Source organism: Bacillus sp. z14 (2026) (assembly GCF_058313575.1).
Map to the genome: position 1 here is coordinate 1,195,956 of NZ_JBZFQK010000001.1, position 20,692 is coordinate 1,216,647.

The 20,692-nt window shown below is 38.7% G+C and carries 20 protein-coding genes and 1 other annotated feature; of the genes, 1 reads left to right on the forward strand and 19 read right to left on the reverse strand.

Features of this window, described 5'->3' with window-relative positions:
• Positions 1 to 21: 21 nt before the first annotated feature.
• From AC4G3O_RS05730 to AC4G3O_RS05785, 12 genes are all read right to left on the reverse strand, one after another.
• Positions 22 to 630 carry a Maf family protein gene (locus AC4G3O_RS05730; RefSeq protein ID WP_225983733.1) on the reverse strand — a complete coding sequence of 203 codons (609 nt, stop codon included), beginning with the start codon at positions 628 to 630 and terminating at the stop codon, positions 22 to 24.
• Between the two features lie 120 nt (positions 631 to 750).
• Positions 751 to 1,707, reverse strand: a complete 957-nt coding sequence (locus tag AC4G3O_RS05735) for a hypothetical protein (RefSeq protein WP_140461966.1) — start codon at positions 1,705 to 1,707, stop codon at positions 751 to 753.
• A gap of 95 nt (positions 1,708 to 1,802) precedes the next feature.
• Positions 1,803 to 2,273 (reverse strand): type II secretion system protein, encoded by a 471-nt coding sequence (locus AC4G3O_RS05740; protein ID WP_491135914.1) that lies wholly within the window; start codon positions 2,271 to 2,273, stop codon positions 1,803 to 1,805.
• A 30-nt stretch (positions 2,274 to 2,303) separates the two neighbouring features.
• Complete coding sequence (locus tag AC4G3O_RS05745; RefSeq protein WP_491135915.1) at positions 2,304 to 2,681, reverse strand: hypothetical protein; 378 nt, start codon at positions 2,679 to 2,681, stop codon at positions 2,304 to 2,306.
• An 84-nt stretch (positions 2,682 to 2,765) separates the two neighbouring features.
• On the reverse strand, positions 2,766 to 3,116 hold the full coding sequence (locus AC4G3O_RS05750) for a hypothetical protein (RefSeq protein WP_491135916.1): 351 nt from the start codon (positions 3,114 to 3,116) through the stop codon (positions 2,766 to 2,768).
• 102 nt (positions 3,117 to 3,218) lie between these two features.
• On the reverse strand, positions 3,219 to 3,746 hold the full coding sequence (locus tag AC4G3O_RS05755; RefSeq protein ID WP_491135917.1) for a hypothetical protein: 528 nt from the start codon (positions 3,744 to 3,746) through the stop codon (positions 3,219 to 3,221).
• A gap of 31 nt (positions 3,747 to 3,777) precedes the next feature.
• A complete protein-coding gene (locus tag AC4G3O_RS05760; RefSeq protein ID WP_077248078.1) occupies positions 3,778 to 4,284 on the reverse strand; it encodes a type IV pilus biogenesis protein PilM in 507 nt (168 codons plus the stop codon).
• Positions 4,254 to 4,739 carry a type IV pilus biogenesis protein PilM gene (gene pilM / locus AC4G3O_RS05765; RefSeq protein WP_140461963.1) on the reverse strand — a complete coding sequence of 162 codons (486 nt, stop codon included), beginning with the start codon at positions 4,737 to 4,739 and terminating at the stop codon, positions 4,254 to 4,256. The genes AC4G3O_RS05760 and pilM overlap by 31 nt, the downstream gene beginning before the upstream one ends.
• 24 nt (positions 4,740 to 4,763) lie before the next feature.
• Positions 4,764 to 5,513 carry a prepilin peptidase gene (locus AC4G3O_RS05770; RefSeq protein WP_491135941.1) on the reverse strand — a complete coding sequence of 250 codons (750 nt, stop codon included), beginning with the start codon at positions 5,511 to 5,513 and terminating at the stop codon, positions 4,764 to 4,766.
• A gap of 612 nt (positions 5,514 to 6,125) precedes the next feature.
• A complete protein-coding gene (locus tag AC4G3O_RS05775; protein WP_491135918.1) occupies positions 6,126 to 7,847 on the reverse strand; it encodes a sensor domain-containing diguanylate cyclase in 1,722 nt (573 codons plus the stop codon).
• Positions 7,848 to 7,985: 138 nt separating this feature from the next.
• The gene (locus AC4G3O_RS05780; protein WP_491135919.1) at positions 7,986 to 9,296 is read right to left on the reverse strand and encodes a bifunctional folylpolyglutamate synthase/dihydrofolate synthase; all 1,311 of its coding nucleotides are present in this window, start codon (positions 9,294 to 9,296) and stop codon (positions 7,986 to 7,988) included.
• 97 nt (positions 9,297 to 9,393) lie between these two features.
• Positions 9,394 to 12,045, reverse strand: a complete 2,652-nt coding sequence (locus AC4G3O_RS05785) for a valine--tRNA ligase (RefSeq protein ID WP_491135920.1) — start codon at positions 12,043 to 12,045, stop codon at positions 9,394 to 9,396.
• Between the two features lie 67 nt (positions 12,046 to 12,112).
• Positions 12,113 to 12,347: a binding site (T-box leader), on the reverse strand.
• Between the two features lie 221 nt (positions 12,348 to 12,568).
• On the opposite strand from AC4G3O_RS05785, the gene AC4G3O_RS05790 reads away from it, so the two are divergent.
• Positions 12,569 to 12,760, forward strand: coding sequence for a YszA family small membrane protein (locus AC4G3O_RS05790; RefSeq protein WP_066105566.1), 192 nt, complete (start codon positions 12,569 to 12,571; stop codon positions 12,758 to 12,760).
• 89 nt (positions 12,761 to 12,849) lie between these two features.
• On the opposite strand, the gene ysxE is transcribed toward AC4G3O_RS05790, so the two are convergent.
• The 7 genes from ysxE to AC4G3O_RS05825 all read right to left on the reverse strand — a co-directional run bounded on the left by ysxE (position 12,850) and on the right by AC4G3O_RS05825 (position 20,684).
• Positions 12,850 to 13,872, reverse strand: coding sequence for a spore coat protein YsxE (gene ysxE / locus AC4G3O_RS05795; protein ID WP_491135921.1), 1,023 nt, complete (start codon positions 13,870 to 13,872; stop codon positions 12,850 to 12,852).
• 186 nt (positions 13,873 to 14,058) lie between these two features.
• Positions 14,059 to 15,528, reverse strand: a complete 1,470-nt coding sequence (locus AC4G3O_RS05800) for a LysM peptidoglycan-binding domain-containing protein (protein WP_491135922.1) — start codon at positions 15,526 to 15,528, stop codon at positions 14,059 to 14,061.
• A 272-nt stretch (positions 15,529 to 15,800) separates the two neighbouring features.
• A complete protein-coding gene (hemL, locus tag AC4G3O_RS05805; protein ID WP_491135923.1) occupies positions 15,801 to 17,090 on the reverse strand; it encodes a glutamate-1-semialdehyde 2,1-aminomutase in 1,290 nt (429 codons plus the stop codon).
• Positions 17,091 to 17,117: 27 nt separating this feature from the next.
• Positions 17,118 to 18,107 (reverse strand): porphobilinogen synthase, encoded by a 990-nt coding sequence (hemB, locus tag AC4G3O_RS05810; protein ID WP_491135924.1) that lies wholly within the window; start codon positions 18,105 to 18,107, stop codon positions 17,118 to 17,120.
• Between the two features lie 17 nt (positions 18,108 to 18,124).
• Positions 18,125 to 18,907: a uroporphyrinogen-III synthase gene (locus tag AC4G3O_RS05815; RefSeq protein WP_491135925.1), complete on the reverse strand. Its 783-nt coding sequence runs from the start codon at positions 18,905 to 18,907 to the stop codon at positions 18,125 to 18,127.
• On the reverse strand, positions 18,908 to 19,840 hold the full coding sequence (gene hemC / locus AC4G3O_RS05820) for a hydroxymethylbilane synthase (protein ID WP_066105588.1): 933 nt from the start codon (positions 19,838 to 19,840) through the stop codon (positions 18,908 to 18,910). It abuts the gene before it with no gap.
• A 13-nt stretch (positions 19,841 to 19,853) separates the two neighbouring features.
• Positions 19,854 to 20,684 carry a cytochrome C assembly family protein gene (locus tag AC4G3O_RS05825; protein ID WP_066105591.1) on the reverse strand — a complete coding sequence of 277 codons (831 nt, stop codon included), beginning with the start codon at positions 20,682 to 20,684 and terminating at the stop codon, positions 19,854 to 19,856.
• Positions 20,685 to 20,692: the final 8 nt, after the last annotated feature.

Genomic DNA, 20,692 nt, shown 5'->3' on the forward strand with positions numbered 1-20,692 from the left:
ATTGACGGAGTGAGGCTATTCTTAAGGATGTACTAATTTTTCAAGTTCCCTCTTAAGTCTGGAAACCGGGAGCCCTACAACTGAGAAGTAGTCACCTTCGATTCTCTTCACCAGCAAGGAACCAAATCCCTGTATCCCGTAGGATCCCGCTTTGTCAAACGGTTCTCCGGTCAATACATATTGTTCAATTTCTTCTTTTTTTAATGGCCAGAATTCTACATCTGTTTTTTCATAAAACAAGATAGAATCTTGCCCTCTTATTAAGGAAACTCCTGTATAAACCTGGTGTACATTACCGGATAAACGATTCAGCATGGAAATTGCTTCATCTTTATTTTTCGGCTTGCCCAGGATGTCACCATCCATTACTACAATCGTATCTGCGCCTATCACAACGGAATCACGGTTAGTTTCAGCGATAACAGTTGATTTTATGCGTGCTAATTCCATCACTATTTCGTGAGGTTCCATTCCATCCTGATAGGTTTCGTCTGCATAACTTACTTTCACCTGAAATGGTGTGTTCAGCATTTCAAGCAATTCTTTTCTCCTTGGGGAAGAAGAAGCCAAGATTAAATCCAATCCTTTTCGCCACCTGCCATAAGAATTTATATAGATAGGGAGATACATATTCATCCTAACAGAATACGACACCATTCTCAATTCTTAAAGCAAAATAAAAAAGAGTACCCCGAAATGTGAAGTACCCTTTTAAACACAAATTGTATTTTTTATTTCCCGGAAAATACATTATAATCTATACCATTCATCAAAAAATTGAAGTATACATTTTTGAAGCTGCATTAAGGATGCTTCTTCTGGTTTAGATTGATAGGTAGACCAAGTTTTATTCATACTTTCACTTAAATTATGGAGATTTTGTAATTCTTTCGGAATATTCTCTAAATTAATAGACTTTATATCTGGCTTTTCTTTCGTTTCACTTTGTAATAGGCCCTCTGAAGCCAATTGTGTGTATTGACCGGTGTTGTGTATCATATTATGGATGACCTCTGTTTCTTTTGGTGTATAAGCTTTTTTTGTTTGGCCCTGAAAACGAATTTCCTTCCAATACGTATCAACACCTTCTCCTCTATATAAAAGTGCCAATTTCTTTGTATCCTGCAATGTAGCCGCTGCTCCTATATAAATAAAATATTTATCCTCCTGTTTAAGAATGATAGCAGGAATTCCATCCCCTTCAATAAGCGAGGCACGTTGTTCTGCTGCCTGTTTACTCGAGTAGACGCCGCCCTGAACGACAAAAGCATTCATATCCTTGACCATTTGCTTCTCGTCCTGAGGCGCTTGTTTATTGGAACCAAGCAGAGGAACAGAGTCCGGTACTTTAACAGTTTCCTCTCCGCCGCCAAATAGGACAATTTTTAAAATTACAACTCCAAATAATGTCCCGATTATAAGTGCTACCAATACAGGAATTCCTGCTGCAAGAACCGGTAATTTATTCATTTTTACATGGTCAAGAAAAGCCGTTTTTTGTGTCGGCTTTGTTTTTGCCTCGTTTTTTTTAACAGGTTTTTCTTCGGGTGCTGCCCAAAGAGACGGTTCTTGTTCATCCTCAACCGTGCTGGCAATTTCTTGGATCGTATCCAAAGTATCTGGATCTTCACTTGGAATCCATTTGTATTCCTTTTTTTCGCCATTTATGTTTACGATGATTGTTCGTTCCCGGGTTGGCTTATCCATTCCTTTGCCTCCGCGTTTTTTGTTCATCTTATCATTCTGTAAAAAAAAAAGAACAAGACTCTTGTCGTCTTGTCCAAAAAGGTTTCGCCAAATTTCTAGGATTCTCTATCCTCAACATTCTCTTCACGTATTTGATCAAGAGGCAACGGCAAATAATCTTCACCTTGCTTTTCACCGCATAATTTACGTTTCATTCCAATTAAACAGATGGATACTGCTTTTCCATCCTTAAATAGTACATAGGAATCTGTATAATCTAATCCCCATTTATCTCCTGTATCCGGATCAATGATGACATCCAAAAAACCTGAGGTAACAAGTTCGTTATATGTTACGGGGTTTACTAACGGTTCTTTATTGAATTCTTTATTCTTATAATAAACCGTACTGGCATTGCGCATGATATAGGCATTAGAGACGAAGGCCTGCTTTCTCGCCTTTTGGATGACATCGCCAATCACCAGGACAGCTATTGAAGCTATAATACCCAATATGACAATAATCGCCAGTAACTCAATTAAGGTAGCTCCATTTTCATTAGACTTCCTATTTATATTCCTTATCATTTCACTCACAACCTGAATGCTTCTATTAAACTACTCACTATCTTTTTTTGAATCGTCATATACGTCCGGTGCAATGCTTAATGGATTATCTTTATTAGCTGGTGGAGGCGCCTCTATATCCGGCAATTGGTTTTGTAAATCTAAAAGGTCCGGCGAATAGAATGCAGAGATACTTAATGTATAAACAAGCGGCTCCGTGTTCTGCTCAACGGAAGTAATCTCTTCTGTTCCAACAAACTCAAGGCCGTCTACCTTTATAATCCTCCTGGAGGACTCTATGGTCTCAACAAATTTTTCGATTTCATCATAACCATCAGCCTCGACTGTCACCTTAACCGCTAATTTTTTCACACCCTGCGGCAGCGGCAATGGGGGTTCCAGCTGCTCTACTTCTGATTCGGTTTCCACTTTTGCACCGGAAGCCGTTTCGGTATCTGGAGAATCAGCCGTACCTGTTCCATCTGCAGAATCAGTTGGTTGAGCAGGCTCCGCTCAACCTGCTTCAGCCAGCTCTTCATCCCGAACTTCTAGTTTTAAAATCAGACTATTAGAGATAACCTCTGCTTTTTCAAAATCGAGAATTAACTGATCTCCCAATGGTTTTACCGGAAGCTTTTTTTGTAATTCCATCGTAGACTGAAACGTTGATCCAGTTGACTGATTCAGCTGTGAAGAAATAGAATCCAATATAGTTTGCTGTGTAGCCACTTCAGCTTTTTTTGTTTCAATTGTTGATTTCATCGGATTAAGAAGAAAGAAATACAATCCGACAAATAGTAATAGAATGGCCACGCAAACACCGCTTAATATGTACATTTGAACTTTACTTAATCGCCAACTCATTTCGATTTCACCTCTTCTTCAGAGGGCAGCTCACCATCAGCCTTCAATTTTTTTACTGCCGGCATATTGAGAGTCAGCTCAAATGTCCCAATATATCGGGGGTCATAGTTCCACAGGATCAATTTCTTCACTATCTTCAGTCTCTTCCTCCACAGGTGCTGCTTCCAATGAAGAAACCATCGCATTCGTTATAATCTCAGTTGATGATAAATCCTTTAGATAATAGGCCGCTTCTTCTGCTTTATCAAACCGTACTTCGAGTTTAATTGCGCCATTTTCAGCATAAGAAAAGGTTTCAATAAATCCTCGCTCCGGCAAAAATCTATTTAAATGTTTTAAGAGAGGTACTGTTTTAACAGGGTATTGGTTTGCCCATTTAACTTTTTCTGTTAATTGAGCAACGGAATTGCTATTCTCCTGAGATACAACCTTCTGCTGTTCTACTTCAATCATTTGAGCAGTCATTTCATATTCTTGTTCTAATGCATTCAACTGGCTTTGATTGCTCTGATATTGCCAAAAGTAAAGGATTCCGCAGAGAATACCGAGAAACACTGCAGATAAGATAATCAGGAGTACACCACGGTTTTTGCGCTCTTTTTTTGGCAGCAAGTTAATTTCTACAAGCATCATCTCACTCCTTTAAGAGCCAATCCCCCGGCTAAAAAAAGGACTCCGGCAATTCAGGTTCCTTATTGGTTTGTATATATCCCTTTGGAATACTCACCACAGTTTGATCATATCTATTTTTTATGTCAGTGATCACTTCAGTTAGATAAGGATGATCACCGGTTATGATTATTTTAGTGACCTGATGCTGCTCATGGCTTAAGGAATATTGATAAAAGCTTAGCACCCGATCAATTTCTGTATAAGTATCCTCCAACAATTGCATATAATCTTCTTTGTCACTGGAATATTCCATGATTTGCTGATCTTCATTTATACGCAATAGTTCCCATTCACTACTTTGCCCTGTAATAGGGATATTTTTCATAAAGATCGGCTTATCATTTACAAAAACACTTGTGTTGACGGTATGCAAATTAAATTCAATCAGTAAGAGATGGTCTTTCGAATCTCTTTTTCCTGCATGAAAAAACAGCCTGTACAGCGACAAAGGCGAAATATCTGCTTCTATAGGATAAAGCTGAGATTTTTCAAGCAAAGTGGCGTACTCCGATACCACCTCTTCTTCAGCAGCGAATAACAGAATTTCCTTTTTTCCTCCGTCTCTTCCAACAGAACCACATCAAAAATGGGTTCCTCAAATGGAAGATGTATACTCGTTCCCATTTCCAAATATAAGTAGCCCTTGATTTCATCATCTTTAATATCCTTTGGAATGGCAACCTTACGAATGACCAAACGGGAGTCTGGTACTAAAAACCGCACCTGACGTTTCTGTATTTTCCATTTAACAACACAATCACCTAAAATATCCTTTAGAAGGTCAAAATCAGTAATAATGCCGTCCTTTATAACACCGGCAGGTAAAAAATGCTCACCGCATTTATGAACAATCGGTGGGTCCAGCTGTTTAAGTTCTACATAACGAATCACATGGTCTTTTAATACCAGGTTCACAACCCGATTGCTGCCTGAAAATAAAGTAAAAGCCATTATAACTTCTCCCTTCCAAATCAATCACAAAAATTGTAAATACCAGTCTAGCAAGAACTCCCCAAAAAAGTAGGCCACCAGTGTACCAACGACGATGAACGGTCCAAATGGAATCGGCTTCCGCCGCTTCACAAGACCGATTAACATCCCAATGACTCCAAAGACAGCTCCAAAAAAGGTGGAGAATATAAAGGCGAGAATAACTCCCTTTACTCCCATCACAAATCCAATTAAACCGAATAATTTAATATCTCCGCCACCCATGCCGCCTTTGCTGATTACAGCGATAAAAAATGGGATTCCAAACCCGACAATAGCCCCAGCTATACCGTCCCACCATGGGTCCAAAGGAATAAATACCCGAATAAACAAAAAAACAACTGTAAAAAACAGCAGAATTTTGTTCGGTATAAGCATGTACGTAATATCCGATATAAAAATAATGATCAGCAGGGAAATAAGTGCCCATGCCACAAACAATTCAGCAGTCCAGCCCAGCAGCATCGGAGCTGCCATAAATAGAATAGCCGTTGTCAGTTCCATCATCGGATAAATAGGTGAAATGCCCGCCTTACACTTACGGCACTTCCCCCCTTGAAACAAGTAAGACAATACAGGGATAAGCTCTATCGGTGTCAATGTATGGCCGCAGGCCGGACAAGCCGACCTCGGAGCTACAATCGATTCCTTCGCTGGAATCCTCAAACCTACCGCATTATAAAATGAACCAAAGATGAGACCGGTGAGGAAGATTAAGAGATAGAGAGTAAACATTACAATCATGTAATATTTTCCATCTAATTCTTCTCGAAGTGCTACAAATTTTTTCATTGGCATTGACGTATATTCATATTGGGTATCCCCTAAAAGGTCCTCAAGCTTTGTCGGGTAATAATTTTTATTATCGTAAATCTCCAAAACTCTTATTTTTGGAGTGCTTTCCGCTCCATATGTTACGTTAGGAGTCTGCAATACCGTTGAAAATAAAATAATAATAGCAATTGCTAGTTTTAGCCCTCTTTTCATATACCCACCCCTCTACCCTGTATTTTAAATAGAATCTATTCTTCACTCGTACAAATTACCTATATCACTAATTATTATTATACATTCTTTGCCATTATTTTGTATATTTTCCAATAAATTATCTGTTCTATTTATAAATATTAATCTTATAGGATATTTGTTGATTTACAGAGATAGGTAGATTTAACTTCATCTTTTTATCAAAATAGTAATTAATGCTTGAATTACTTCGATTTCTCTTTCAAAATTTTTATCAGCTGTTCCATATATGAAACTCACTTCTACACAAATAGCTTTAGTCTATTTCTCTTGAACAAAAAAGACGTATTCCTCCTCTCTAGTAGTCAGAATACGTCACTTTTATTTAATATATTGCGCCACTTTGTTACGTCCGGCGCGTTTTGCTCCTGTATACATAGCCCGGTCTGCATGACGGATTAATGAGTGAGGATCATCCGCATCATTTGGAGCTGTTGAAACTCCAATTGATGCAGTTACTCTTACATGAACCCTCCTGCTTTCACTACCTAAATCAGATACTAATTCATACGGCTTTGTTCCAATTTTTTGACGTACCAGTTCGGCAAATTTATAGCCTTCCTCCACACCTGCACCAGGGAGGACAAGCACAAATTCTTCACCGCCATATCTGGCTGCAATCCCTTTAAATTGTACGAGTGAAGACAAACGTTCTGCTACCTGACATAAAACATCGTTCCCACCCAAATGTCCGTAAGAGTCATTTATTGACTTAAAGTGATCCAAGTCTATTAAGATAAGAGTTAATGTGTCCAGCTTTCTTTCCCTTATCAGGATAAATTGTTCTTTTAAGTAATCTTCCAGAAAATAGTTGTTATAGAGATTTGTTAAAGAGCAGCGTTCACTTTTGACTTTTGTTTCTTCATAATGCCTCGCATTTTCAATAGCTGAAGCCAGATATGTAGAAAGAATATCTGCAATCGTTATCTGACTGTTTTCAAAAAAGTTTCTTTTCGAAGATATATGAAGGACAATCCCTTCCATTTGCTCTGCATTTAAAACCGGAACAATCAAGACGCTTTCTGCCCAATCAGGAATACCATGGTTTTCGTATTTCTTCAGGGAGGCAGAGCTCTGAATCAGCAATGTTTTTTTTGATTTCCATACTTCTCCTAACAAGCTGTCTGTTGCCGAGATTAAATTCAAATGGGGCATACCAGTCTCATTTTTACTTTCATAACGAACCATACGAAGGCGATTATTGGCTTTGCTATCCACACTAAGAATATAGGTTTCGTCCACTGGGAAAATCCTTGAAATTTCACCCAAAAATAAATCCAGTACTTGCTTGACTTCTAATCTTTCTGTCAATCTGTGACCAATTTGGCTCGCTTTTTGCAAATCTTCATTCATATGGTCAGCCCGATAATACAGTCTCATCACAAGAGCCAAACTCACAAGCGGTACGCCAACAATAATAATGGCTACCACCCCCAGCTCCTGATAGGTTGAATACAATAATAACCCGATTGGAAAGATGATAATACTGGATACGATATCCGCAACCTGATCTTTTGCAACAAACTCTACTTTTGCCTTATATACAAACACATCTATGAGTAAAGCACAAATAAAATTAGATAAGAACCAGACAATTTGGTGGATTACAATTAATGAAAATACACTTATATCCGATAAGTCCAAATTAGAATGCTGACCGCCAAGCAAATAATAGATTAATCCGCTTGTTAATGAATTAATAAAAAACATTAAAGAATTCATCGGAATGCGGAAAAGCTCATCCTTGCTTATTTTTATTCTATAGAGCAATGTTATTACTCCGATTTGCGAAAGGATTATTTCAACAAATAATCCGTACTCAAGGAATAGAGCCAAGGATACACCCTGAAGGAGAAAAATTGGCAATCCATTTATCATAATAGGGTAATACGTAATAATACAAAGCAGTAATAGGAACAGAAGAATATCAATCGAAAAAAAGCTTCCTAAAATAGGATACTCCGTATATGAAATATATAAACTTGCAGGGACGATCAATAACCAAAGTATCCAAATAATGAAGCGTTTTTGTTTTGTAACCATTACCGCCCCTCCGTTCAGGAATTTCATCCATCTTATGTCAAATTTTATCAAAAATTCTGACATCTGTTACACAAGTATTTACAAAAACAGGTCTTATGGAGGATTGTCATGAACATCATTACTTTTACATGAATTTAGTTATGACTTTCGAATAATTTCATTGACGATATATGGACGAATAGACGCCAAAAAATATAAAGAGCCTGTGACCAATAGCATATCTCTGTCTTTCATTTTGGCTAATATCTCATTTATTCCTTCTACCCAATCTTTTTTTACATCCTTATGAGGGTGTCGGCTATGTTTAAAAAGCTCCTCTGCCTCATTCATTCGTTCTAATGGAATCTCCGTAAAAGTTATACTTGCTGCCTTTTGTTCAATCATCTGAATCATCTTTGTATAATCCTTGTCCTTTAAGGCCGCAAACAAAATATGTATATCACAATTTGGGTAACGATCATCAATCGTTGAAAGCAGAGAGTTTATACCTGACACATTATGTGCGCCGTCCAGGATGATTAGCGGCTGGTTCGACACAATCTCAAAACGCCCTTTCCATCTGGCAGATGCCAGTCCTTTTCTGATACTTTCTTCCCGAATCGAAAAGCGATACGTTTCACTAAGTAATATTGAACTGATGACAGCAAGCGCTGCATTCTCAACTTGATGGCTTCCAAGCATGCTAATATGTAAATTCTCCAGTAAGTATTCTCGCCATTTAACCGTGAAAACTTCCTGATTTTCAGGGTGAGAGCGGTTTAAAATCTTAAATTCTTTTCCTAGCGTATATAAAGCAGCATTCATTTTCTCTGCCTGTTTTGCGAGGGGCTCTAATGCTTCCTCATCTTTTACACCTGTAACAACTGATGTTCCATTCTTGATAATTCCTGCTTTTTCTGTTGCTATTTTACTCAGAGAATTCCCGAGAATGTTGGTATGCTCTAAAGAAATGCTAGTAATGATCTCCAAAAGCGGTTCAATTACATTAGTGGAATCAAGTCTTCCCCCAAGTCCTGTTTCAATAATAAGAATGTCCGGTTGCTCATTTTTAAAGTGCAGAAAAGCTAATATAGTCGTTACTTCGAAAGCAGTCAGATAATCCCCTTCTTGCTCTGCTTCATTTAAAACAGGGAGGAGGTAATTTAAACATTCAACTAGCTTATTGTCCGAAATCATTTCCTCATCAATCATAATTTGTTCGTTCAGCTTTTCAAGATAGGGAGATGTAAAGGTACCTACCCGGTAGCCCTCTGCCACCAAAATATGTTTTAAAAATGTAAGCGTAGAACCTTTGCCATTTGAGCCTGCTATATGTATACAAGGAATGCTGCGCTCCGGATTTCCCAATTTACGTAAGACTCTTTCCATTCTCTCCAGGCCAAAATCCATCCCAAGTTTTGCTGTACGGTCTGCAAGAAACTTCTCTGCCTGTTGATAATCCTGTATCATTTTTTTCACTCCTCAACCATTGCGCTATGTATTAGTATGACATGATTGAACAAAAACACCCTGTTCAAATGCTTCGAACAGGGCGCAATAAAATGTCTTAAGCCAATTCTTCTAAATCCTTCAGGCGGCTTTGTACAGCCTCACGTTTTTCAACATAGTCTGCCAGCTTCGCTTTTTCTTCTTCAATCACCTTTTCAGGCGCTTTTTTCATGAAGCCTTCATTGGATAGCTTTTTCTCAATTCTTTCTACTTCTTTTTTCCATTTTTCAAGTTCTTTTTGAAGACGTTTTTGTTCCTCTTCAATATTTAATAGACCTTGCAATGGAAGAATTAATTCAACACCCGTTACGATAGCTGTCATCGCTTTATCATCAGCAGGGATGTCTGTACCAATTGTTAATTCCTCTGGATTACAGAAGCGCTCGATATAGCTGCTGTTTTTCTCAAGAACAGCTTGTGTTTCTGTATCTTTCGCCTTCAAAGAAAGCTTGATTTTTTTGCTGAGCGGCGTGTTCACTTCTGCGCGAATATTACGTACTGTACGAATGATTTCGACAAGCAATTTCATTTCATCAGAAGCTTTTTCATCCGTTAAGTCCGGATTTACAACAGGCCAAGATGCTGTTGTGATGGACTCCCCTTGGTGAGGAAGGTTCTGCCAAATTTCTTCAGTGATGAATGGCATAAATGGATGTAACAATCGCATCGTTTGATCCAATACGTACGCAAGGATAGAACGTGTTGTAAGTTTAGCTTCCTCGTCTTCTCCATATAGAGGGAGCTTCGCCATTTCAATATACCAATCACAGAAATCATCCCAAATGAAGTTGTATAATGCACGGCCAACTTCACCGAATTCATATTTATCTGCCAGTCTTGTTACAGTTTCAATCGTTTCGTTTAGACGAGTTAAAATCCATTTATCCGCAACTGATTTTTCGCCTGTTAAATCAATCTCTTCATATTTCAGCCCATTCATATTCATCAAGCAGAAACGGGATGCATTCCAAATTTTATTGGCAAAGTTCCAAACAGATTCTACTTTTTCATAGCTGAAACGTAAATCCTGACCTGGTGAGCTTCCAGTTGTTAAGAAATATCTTAATGAATCCGCACCATATTTCTCAATAACCTCCATTGGATCTACACCATTACCAAGAGATTTACTCATTTTCTTGCCATGCTCATCACGTACAAGTCCATGAATCAATACATCTTTGAATGGACGCTCTCCAGTGAATTCAAGTCCCTGGAAGATCATTCTTGATACCCAGAAGAAAATAATATCGTATCCAGTCACAAGAGCTGCTGTTGGATAATAACGTTTAAAGTCTTCTGAATCTGTATCAGGCCAGCCCATTGTGGAAAACGGCCATAACGCAGAACTGAACCATGTATCCAATACATCTGTATCCTGCGTCCAGTTTTCGATATCTGCAGGATCTTCCATTCCTACATGTACCTCGCCTGTTTCCTTATGGTACCAAGCCGGAATGCGGTGACCCCACCAAAGCTGTCTAGAGATACACCAGTCATGGATATTATCCATCCAATTCAAATATGTTTTCTCAAAGCGTTCCGGTACGAATTCTACTTTACCTTCAGTGGATTGCATTTCAATTGCACGCTCTGCCAATGGTCCCATTTTAACAAACCATTGTGTAGATAAATAAGGCTCTACAACAGATCCGCTTCTTTCAGAGTGTCCAACCTGATGGATATGCTCTTCAATTTTGAACAACACTCCCTGATCCTGAAGATCTTTCACAATTTGCTTACGGCAATCGAAACGGTCCATACCTTCATATTTGCCAGCCTTCGCGTTCATCGTTCCGTCTTCATTCATAACTAGAATGCGTTCAAGATTATGACGATTACCTACCTCGAAGTCATTAGGATCATGTGCTGGTGTAATTTTTACAACGCCGGAACCAAAATCCATCTCTACATAATCATCGCCAACAATCGGAATTTCTCTTCCAACGATTGGCAGGATAACCGTTTTTCCAATCAGGTGCTTATAACGGTCATCTTCCGGGTGAACTGCAACTGCTGTATCGCCAAGCATTGTTTCCGGACGAGTTGTCGCAACTTCAATATGCCCGCTGCCATCTGCAAGTGGGTAGCGCATATGATAAAAAGCACCCTTAACCTCTTTATGAATTACTTCAATATCAGAGATCGCTGTTTTTGTACTTGGATCCCAGTTAATAATATATTCACCGCGGTAAATAAGGCCTTTTTCATAAAGTTTTACAAACACTTCACGAACAGCTTTTGAAAGTCCCTCATCTAAAGTAAAGCGTTCACGAGAATAATCAAGGCCCAATCCAATTTTTGCCCATTGCTCACGAATATGGGATGCGTATTCCTCTTTCCATTTCCATGTTTCTTCAACAAATTTCTCACGTCCCAAATCATAACGTGAAACACCTTGATTGCGCAGTTTTTCTTCTACCTTCGCTTGAGTTGCGATTCCCGCATGGTCCATACCTGGCAGCCATAATACGTCATAACCCTGCATTCTCTTCATTCTTGTCAAAATATCCTGAAGCGCAGTATCCCATGCATGACCTAAATGCAGTTTACCCGTTACGTTTGGAGGAGGAATTACAATCGTATAAGGTTGTTTTTGTTTATCCTGTCCCGCTTCAAAGAATTTACCCTTTAACCACCAATCATAGCGTCCTTTTTCGATTGATTGAGGATCGTATTTGGTTGGCATACCAATATCCGTTTGTTGCTCCATTTTTCATTCTCCTTTACTTTCATAATTGGTGAAAAACGCAATAAAAAAACCGCTTCATCCTCTATATAAAAAGGACGAAACGGTATGTCTCGCGGTACCACCTTTGTTCCAATACAAATAACTGTTGTATCGGCACTTCATTTCATTAACGGCTCTTCACCGGTTATCCGCTACTATTGACGTTCACGGAAACAGCTCCCGGGCGACCTTCTGCGATTACGGTTACTGAAGGAATCTTACAGCCGATGGATTCCTCTCTCTTACAGTCTTAATCACATACTCTTCCCATTCAAAGCTTTTCATTGTTATTTTGGTTTCTCATAATCGGAAATCATTTTTTAATACTGTTATCATACATAAGTATGCATCTACTCGTCAATCATTGTTTCCCATTTTTCTATATTTTATTCAAGCCTATGTCCAAGGTGTCATCGTCAATTCTCATTCTTAGACGCTTTAAATAATGCTGTACAGACACCCATTCAGGGGTAATTTTATATTCTATCATAAAGGGGGAATTTACATGCGAAAAAAGGTAACTCAATACAATATGCCTCCGTGGATTCGAAATACAAGAAATGTCTTACAGCAATTCTCCATTCCCTTTGCCGTTTTTCAAGGAATCCGGACATTCTTTTTTCCGACCACTTTTGATTTGTTTCTGCTATTATTACTGATTGGTCTTGCTTTAGCCTTCCACTTTGATATTCTGTAATCTTTTATAACTATTCATTTAGACCAGGTAGGTTTGCCTGGTTTTTGTTTGATACAGCCTATCATTTTATTATGTTGATGCCATATCTTTTATTTCTCTTCCTTCGCCTTTTTGCTTTCTTCTATTTGTTCCATCCTCATAATAATATATTCAATGTTTTTTAATAACCAATACTGCCTTTGGAATCTTCGGCAAAATTGTATTTCATCCTGTTTACCTTTTTTTCTGGAGTATTGTTCTATTACCTTGATACAATTAGCCGGATAGGCTAAATAGGATAAGAATAAACGCAGCTCACCCTCCTTGTAGGGAAAATACTTCAGATAAAGATAGATCCACTCAACTATTTCTTCACCCTGGATTGGATAAGTTTTTAACTGCTTAACGACAAAAGGCAATAAGTCGAAATAGGCAGGTGCGGTTTTACTCTGTTCAAAATTGATAAAATGGCCATAACCATTTTCACTATATAAGAAATGATGAATTGAGATATTTCCATGGGTCACCACACTGCGTACTTTTTCTTCTTCCTTTGTTAGGTCAAACCACTCCTTCAGTTTATTTAAGGAATACGTCAGAGCCTGAGACAAGTCATAAAAGCACATACTAAACAACTGCTCAAACGGAGACATATACCACTTCTTTTCGATGGTTGTTACCATTTCACGAATAAATTCCTTTTGCTCCTCCCACTCCTTGACTGTTTTTTCATAATGCTCTTCCCGTTCCTCTTTCGTAATGTTAATTTCCTTGCCAGATAGCGTATGCATTCTTGCCAATTCCCTGAACATCTGCTGGTGTCGTTCTGCCCGTTCCTCTATATGTTCATCCGGCAGCCAAGGCATAAGGTAACTGATTTTATCATGAGTTAATACTCCATATCTGCCATCAACTGTTGGAAAAATCGGAACAATTCGGTTATATCCATTTTGATATAGGTTCTGCACATTTTTGATAAAATCAATGCCTTTGGTTGCCGGGATGGTTTTAATCGCAAATATACCATTGTTCGTATATACTTTTTTTACTTTTCCAAAATCCTCGTAAAATTCAAGTTCCAATTGATAGTTTCTTAGAAACTCAGATATCCACTCCTGATCTTTTCTTAACATTCCTCTGGCACCCTTTCTGCATGTGCCCTTTTTGGAAACCAATGAAATCTATTTCAGCTGCCCTATCATAAGTCATTATTTTTTAATGAGCTATGCAGCCATGTTTCTCACATTTAAATTGCATTGTACTATTCCTATTAAAAAAGCAGAGCATATAATGCTGTGCTCTGCTGTTAACTAGACCTATTATTTATAAGAAGCAGCAGCTTCAGGAATATAAATTACCTGACCAGCTTTTAGATCGGATGTTAATTCCATCCCGTTTATTCTCGCGATATGCTGAACGCTCGTTTTATATCGATCTGCCAGAACATCAATATTTTCTCCATTTTGGACAATACAGACTCTTACTTTTGATTGTTGTGATTCTTCCTCCTCTGTAAATAAATCGTATAACAAAGATTTAGACTTACCTTCAGTTTGATCTTCGTTCTCCTTCCCATTCTTTCTTTTAGAATCAGACGATTGATACTTTTTCTCTACATACTGATTGGATGTTTGTTCTTTTTTCTGTTGACTTATGCGAGAAACATTTGTTTCCGGTTCTACTGCAGCTTTATTCAAATCTGGTGCTACATTCGCTTGAGATTGGTGCGGCTGTACTCTGTCATATTCAGGACTTTCCTCTTTTTCATATTCTGAACTTTCCTCTTTTTCATACTCGGCAGTAAAAGGAACGACTTCCATTAATTCCGGAGGACCCTCATCAAATCTATTATCATATGGAATGGAAAAAGATTGGTTTTCATCTTTTTGCTTTTGTCTGTCAACTAATTGGTCCGGTTCAAAAGCAAAAGGGCTATAGTCCTTGTCTGTATGATCTGACTCATCATTCGGCTGTGTTTCTTCATAATCGGCTGGTTGATGCAGTCGGGGTGACAATTTAGTTTCAACATAAAAATGGTCATCCTGGTTATGATTACTCTCTATATAAGAAGTTGGGTTCTTGAGATAAATCTCAGGCGAATCTGCCAAATCCTCCTGCTCCTGATCCTCATCCTCAGAATTTTCCCGATATAAATGCACCTCTATCTGTTCTTCCTCTTGCTCATTATGGACTTCTGCCTGAATAGTAATCTCCTCTGCTGACTCCTCAAAATCTTCGTTGATTTTATTCCATGTATGAGTATGATGCTCTTCCTGAAATCGCCCGGATGTTCCATTTTGATAGTTTGAAGTCTCTTCCCGTTCCTCTGTCTCTGTCACTTGCGTCTGCTCTTCAGGCAAATTATCGTAAACTCCACCAATCCATAAATCTGCTCTAATTTGCAGATATCCCTTTTCTGGCAGCTTATAATCAAATGTATGCACACCTATATTAAGCTCATCCATTTCCCGAACTCTTTCTGCAGGAATCGTTATATCTACAGGAAATTGCTGATGGAATTCAAATAAATGATGCTCCCTTTGTTCGATTACAGAAACATAGCGCCGAAACGGATCTTCTGCTCCTTCTTCCTGTCCTGTTGCCTCAGTGGCCTTATATTCCCCCATTAAATCCAGAGTCCCTTTAAGAATCACATACTGTTCTACTTGATGAGCTGAAACATTTGGTTCAAGCGAAATGGAATACAGTTCCTCAACTTCCTGTCCCCTTTGAAACCACACACTCTCTTCTAATGAAAATCGTAATGACGATGCATGATCCTCAGACACCCAATTTCCTCCCTTCAGCCCTTTTCATCTAAATGCCATTATCAGCCTATGCTGCAGATACAGAAAATATGTGCTTTGTTAAACGTATGTCTGGAGAATAAAAAAATTCCCCTGAGTATGCTCTCCGGGGGAATCTACTAATCACTTTATCTCATTCAAACTGGAGCATGGACTCTCGCCTAAAACAAAGGTAAGCAGCAGTAAGAAGTCGATTAGTTCAACTAATGCTCCGTGTGGAATGAAAGTAATTCCTCAACGGACATTGTTTCACTTTATCGTTTAATTGCTTTAAACGCTTTTTGGGCAGCCTGTATAGTCTTTTGAATATCTTCATTACTATGTTCCACTGAAAGAAAGATTCCTTCAAACTGAGAAGGCGGCAAGAATACACCATTTTCCGCCATTTCTTTATAATAATTCGCAAAAAATTGAAGATCTGATTGTTTTGCAGACTCGTAATCTTTAACCTGTTCATTAGTAAAGAAGAAGCCAATCATAGACCCTGCTCGATTACACGTTAAAGGTACTTGGTAGGTTTCAGCTGCTTCCTTAAACCCTGCCTCTAAGAGATCTGCTTTTTTAGTAAACTCTTTATACGTATCCTCATTAAGCTGGATTAACGTTTCATAACCGGCTGTCATCGCAATCGGATTTCCTGATAATGTACCGGCTTGATAGATGGAACCGCTTGGCGCAATTTGGCTCATGATCTCTTTTTTACCGCCGAATGCTCCTACTGGAAGTCCTCCGCCAATTACTTTTCCTAGACAAGTTAAATCTGGAGTAACATCGAAATGACCTTGCGCACATTGATAATCAACACGGAAACCGGTCATAACTTCGTCAAAGACTAATAAAGAACCGTGATTTTCAGTAATTTCTCTTAATCCCTGCAAGAAGCCTGGCAGTGGAGGGACTACTCCCATATTTCCCGCAACTGGCTCTACAATTATAGCTGCTATATCTTCGCCATATTGGTCAAAAGCAAGTTTTACACTCTCAAGATCATTGTATGGAACTGTAATGGTATTTCGCGCAACGCCCTCTGGAACACCAGGGCTATCTGGTAAACCAAGTGTAGCAACGCCTGAGCCAGCTTTGATAAGCAATGAATCTCCATGTCCGTGATAACATCCTTCAAATTTAAGAATCTTATCCCGTCCTGTATATCCTCGTGCCAGACGAAGTGCGCTCATGGTTGCTTCTGTACCGGAGGAAACCATCCGTATCATTTCAATTGATGGGACACGATCAATTACAAGCTGTGCCAATTTATTTTCCATTAAAGTTGGAGCACCAAAGCTTGTACCAGTTTCAGCAACCTTTTTAATCGCCTCTACTACCCGGTCATTTGCATGGCCAAGAATCAGCGGTCCCCAGGAAAGAACATAATCAATATATTCATTGCCATCAATATCATAGATTTTTGAACCCTTTCCTCTTTCCATAAAAATCGGATCCATATTTACAGATTTAAAAGCACGGACAGGGCTGTTTACGCCGCCCGGCAATAAATTGATGGATTCCTGGAATGCTTTCTTAGAATTTTCATATGAACGCATATGTTGCAATCTCCTTTATATATGGAATTAATTTGATTCTTTTAACCATTTTGCTGCATCTTTTGCAAAGTAAGTAATGATTAAATCTACACCGGCACGTTTCATACCAGTTAGCATTTCCATCACAATAGCTTTTTCGTCAATCCAGCCATTTGCACCTGCTGCTTTAACCATGGAATACTCTCCACTTACATTATAAGCTACAAGAGGCAGATTTACCGTATTCTTCACATCGCGAATGATATCGAGGAAAGCAAGAGCTGGCTTCACAATGATAAAATCCGCTCCCTCCTGAACGTCTGATTCAGCTTCACGCAAGGCTTCAATACGGTTGGCATAATCCATTTGATAGGATTTTCTATCACCAAATTGAGGTGCTCCGTTTGCTGCTTCACGGAATGGACCATAAAATGCGGATGCATATTTAACGGCATAGGACATGATTGGGATGTGCTGATAGCCTGATTCATCAAGACCCTGGCGAATCGCAGCCACAAATCCATCCATCATATTGGAAGGAGCAATAATATCCGCTCCTGCTTCCGCCTGGCTGACAGCTGTTTTAACCAAAAGCTCCAGACTTTCATCGTTTAAGATTTCATCATTTTCAACCATACCGCAGTGACCGTGGCTTGTATATTCACATAAACATGTATCAGCTACAACAAGAATTTCAGGATAGTTTTCTTTTACAAAACGAATCCCTTTTTGGACAATCCCATGTGTATGAAAAGCACCTGTCCCACATTCATCCTTATTTTCCTCATCCGGTACTCCAAAGAGAATGACAGATTTGATACCAAGTGAAGCCACTTCATCCATTTCCTCTTTCAAACGATCCATGGAAAATTGATAGATTCCTGGCATAGAAGTAACGGGGTTCTTTTCATTTGTACCTTCCGTAATAAAAATCGGATAAATAAAGTCTTCTACATGTAAATGTGTTTCACGCACAAGCGCTCTCATAGATTCATTTCTTCTTAATCTTCTGTGTCGATTAAATTCAATATTGGCCATTTTAAGGTCCTCCTATATTACGAATAATACTGCCTTAATTCTTTCATCATTTCATCTACGGTATATTGCTCCGGACATAATGTGACAGCCACGCCCAGTTCTTCGGCTCTTTTCCTCGTGACCGGTCCGATTGCAACTGTCACTTTATCTATCAAACAGTCAAATAAATGATGTTTTTTCACGGTCTTCATAAAATGATTTACTGTCGAAGGGCTCGTAAATAATAGAATATCTATCTTTTTATTTGTAAGTACATCCACCAAGGCTTGTTCACTGTCTTCTGGCATACGGTTGCTGTAAATAACGGACTCCTCTGTATGTATACCTGCAGCTATCAGCCCATTAAATAGATAATCTCTCGCCAAATCACCCTTTATAATGAGCACAGATTCGCTCGTATCCACTACTTCCAGAAACGCAGGCAAAAAAGATTCAGCTACATATTTCGGTGGGATAAAAGTAGGCTGCAGACCATGTTCCTGCAAGGCTGCTTTCGTTTTTTTACCAATGGCTGCTATTTTAGGATAGATTCCTTCAAATTCCATTTCGTTCAGCATCTCACAAAATAGATCAACACCCGGCTTGCTTGTGAAAACGATCCAATCAAAAGATTCCAGCCTGCTCAGCTTTTCTTTTACTGATTCAAGCCTATCTGCATCATCAACCTTTTGAAACGAAAGAAGAGGCACCTTAATTGGTACCCCTCCATGCTCAGCAATCATGGCACACAATTGTTCGGCCTGCGCTTCTTCTCTTGTAACCAATACGCCTTTACCCGAAAGAAACAAGGAATGCTTCATTTAGCTTTCCATCTCCTCTTTAACCTTTTCAATTAAAGTCTTTGCTCCCCGTTCGATTAGGCGATTGGCAGCTGTTATACCTAAGCTTTCAGGATCATCTCCTGAAATTTGTTCACGATAAATGGTACGCCCATCAGGCGTTCCGACGAGTGCCTGGAATTGTAAGGTCCCTTTTTCGTCTTTATATGCAAAACCTGCAATTGGAACCTGACAGCCACCCTCCATTTTATTGAGGAAGACACGCTCCGCTGTAACAGCTTCTTTTGTATCCTGACAAGTTAATTTAGCTAATTCCTGCAATAGCTCATGATCGTCTGCTCTGCATTCAATCGCCAGCGCCCCTTGGCCAACTGCAGGTATGCAAGTATCTTCATCAAGGAAATCACTGACAACATCCTTTTTCCAGCCTAATCTCGAAAGACCTGCTGCCGCCAATACGATTGCATCATATTCTTCATCTTTTAATTTTTGAATACGTGTATCCACATTCCCTCTAATCCACTTGATTGTTAAATCCGGACGTTTTGCCAACAATTGAGCACTTCTTCTTAAGCTGCTTGTACCGACAATCGCACCTTCCGGAAGTTCTGCAAGCGTTAGATTATTTTTTGAAATCAACACATCACGATGATCCTCACGCTCTGGAATACAGCCAATCGTTAACCCTTCTGGAAGCTCTGCCGGCATGTCTTTCATGCTATGAATGGCCATATCAATTTCCCCATCTAGCATGGCTTGTTCGATTTCTTTTACAAAAAGACCTTTTCCTCCGACCTTAGAGAGAGTTACGTCTAAAATCCTGTCACCCTTTGTCACAATTTCTTTCAATTCAAATTCAAACGGTAATCCCAGATTTTTCAGCTGGTCAATAACCCAATTAGATTGTGTCAATGCTAATTTACTTCTACGTGAACCGATAATGATTTTTCTCATGATTTACCCTCCATCAATAGACATGAAATGCTGATATGCTGCCGAAAAAGAAGAAATTCACTAGCACTAACAAGAATGAACCAATATTCCAATAAGCGAGTGATTTCCCATAAATCCGGTTGTTAACTTTAAGATATAAATAGATTCCATATATAATTAGGCAGGCAAATGAGCCAAGAATTTTACTATCATACCAATTAATATCCGAAACGATTATATAGGCCCATTCAAGACCTAGTATTAATGATAATAATAACAGAGGTACACCGATTGCTACCAGTATATAAGACAGCTGTTCCAGTTTCGCCAGATCTCCCAGCCTGTTCAGCCTTTTCCCCCATTTCTTTCGCTTTAATAAATCGTACTGTATTAGATACAAAATTGAAAAGACAAAGGAAAGAGCAAACGCTGCATAAGATAGAATGGCAACTGTAATATGAATCATGGATAGCTCAGATAACACCTTAGTTTGCGCTTCTGCCGTAGAATAGGATTCTAATGTTGAGAATATATGAATGACCATCAAACCAAACCCTATTACATTTGTAAAAAACATAAAAAAATCTGTCCGTATTATCCGGTTTAGGATGAGTGAAAAGGTAATCAATATCCACACGTAAAAATATAATCCTTCAAACAAGGTAAGAACCGGGAATCTTCCCACTTCAAACATATATAGACATAAAAAAATTGTTTGCATCAACCAAACAATCGAAAGAAACCAGAAGGCTGCCTTATGAGCCTTCCGATTATTTTGTAAAAAATCTATGAAATAGAATAAGACACTAAGTCCATATAATATAATTGTAATTTCTTGCAATCTATTTAAATTAATATCAATCATATATCCCA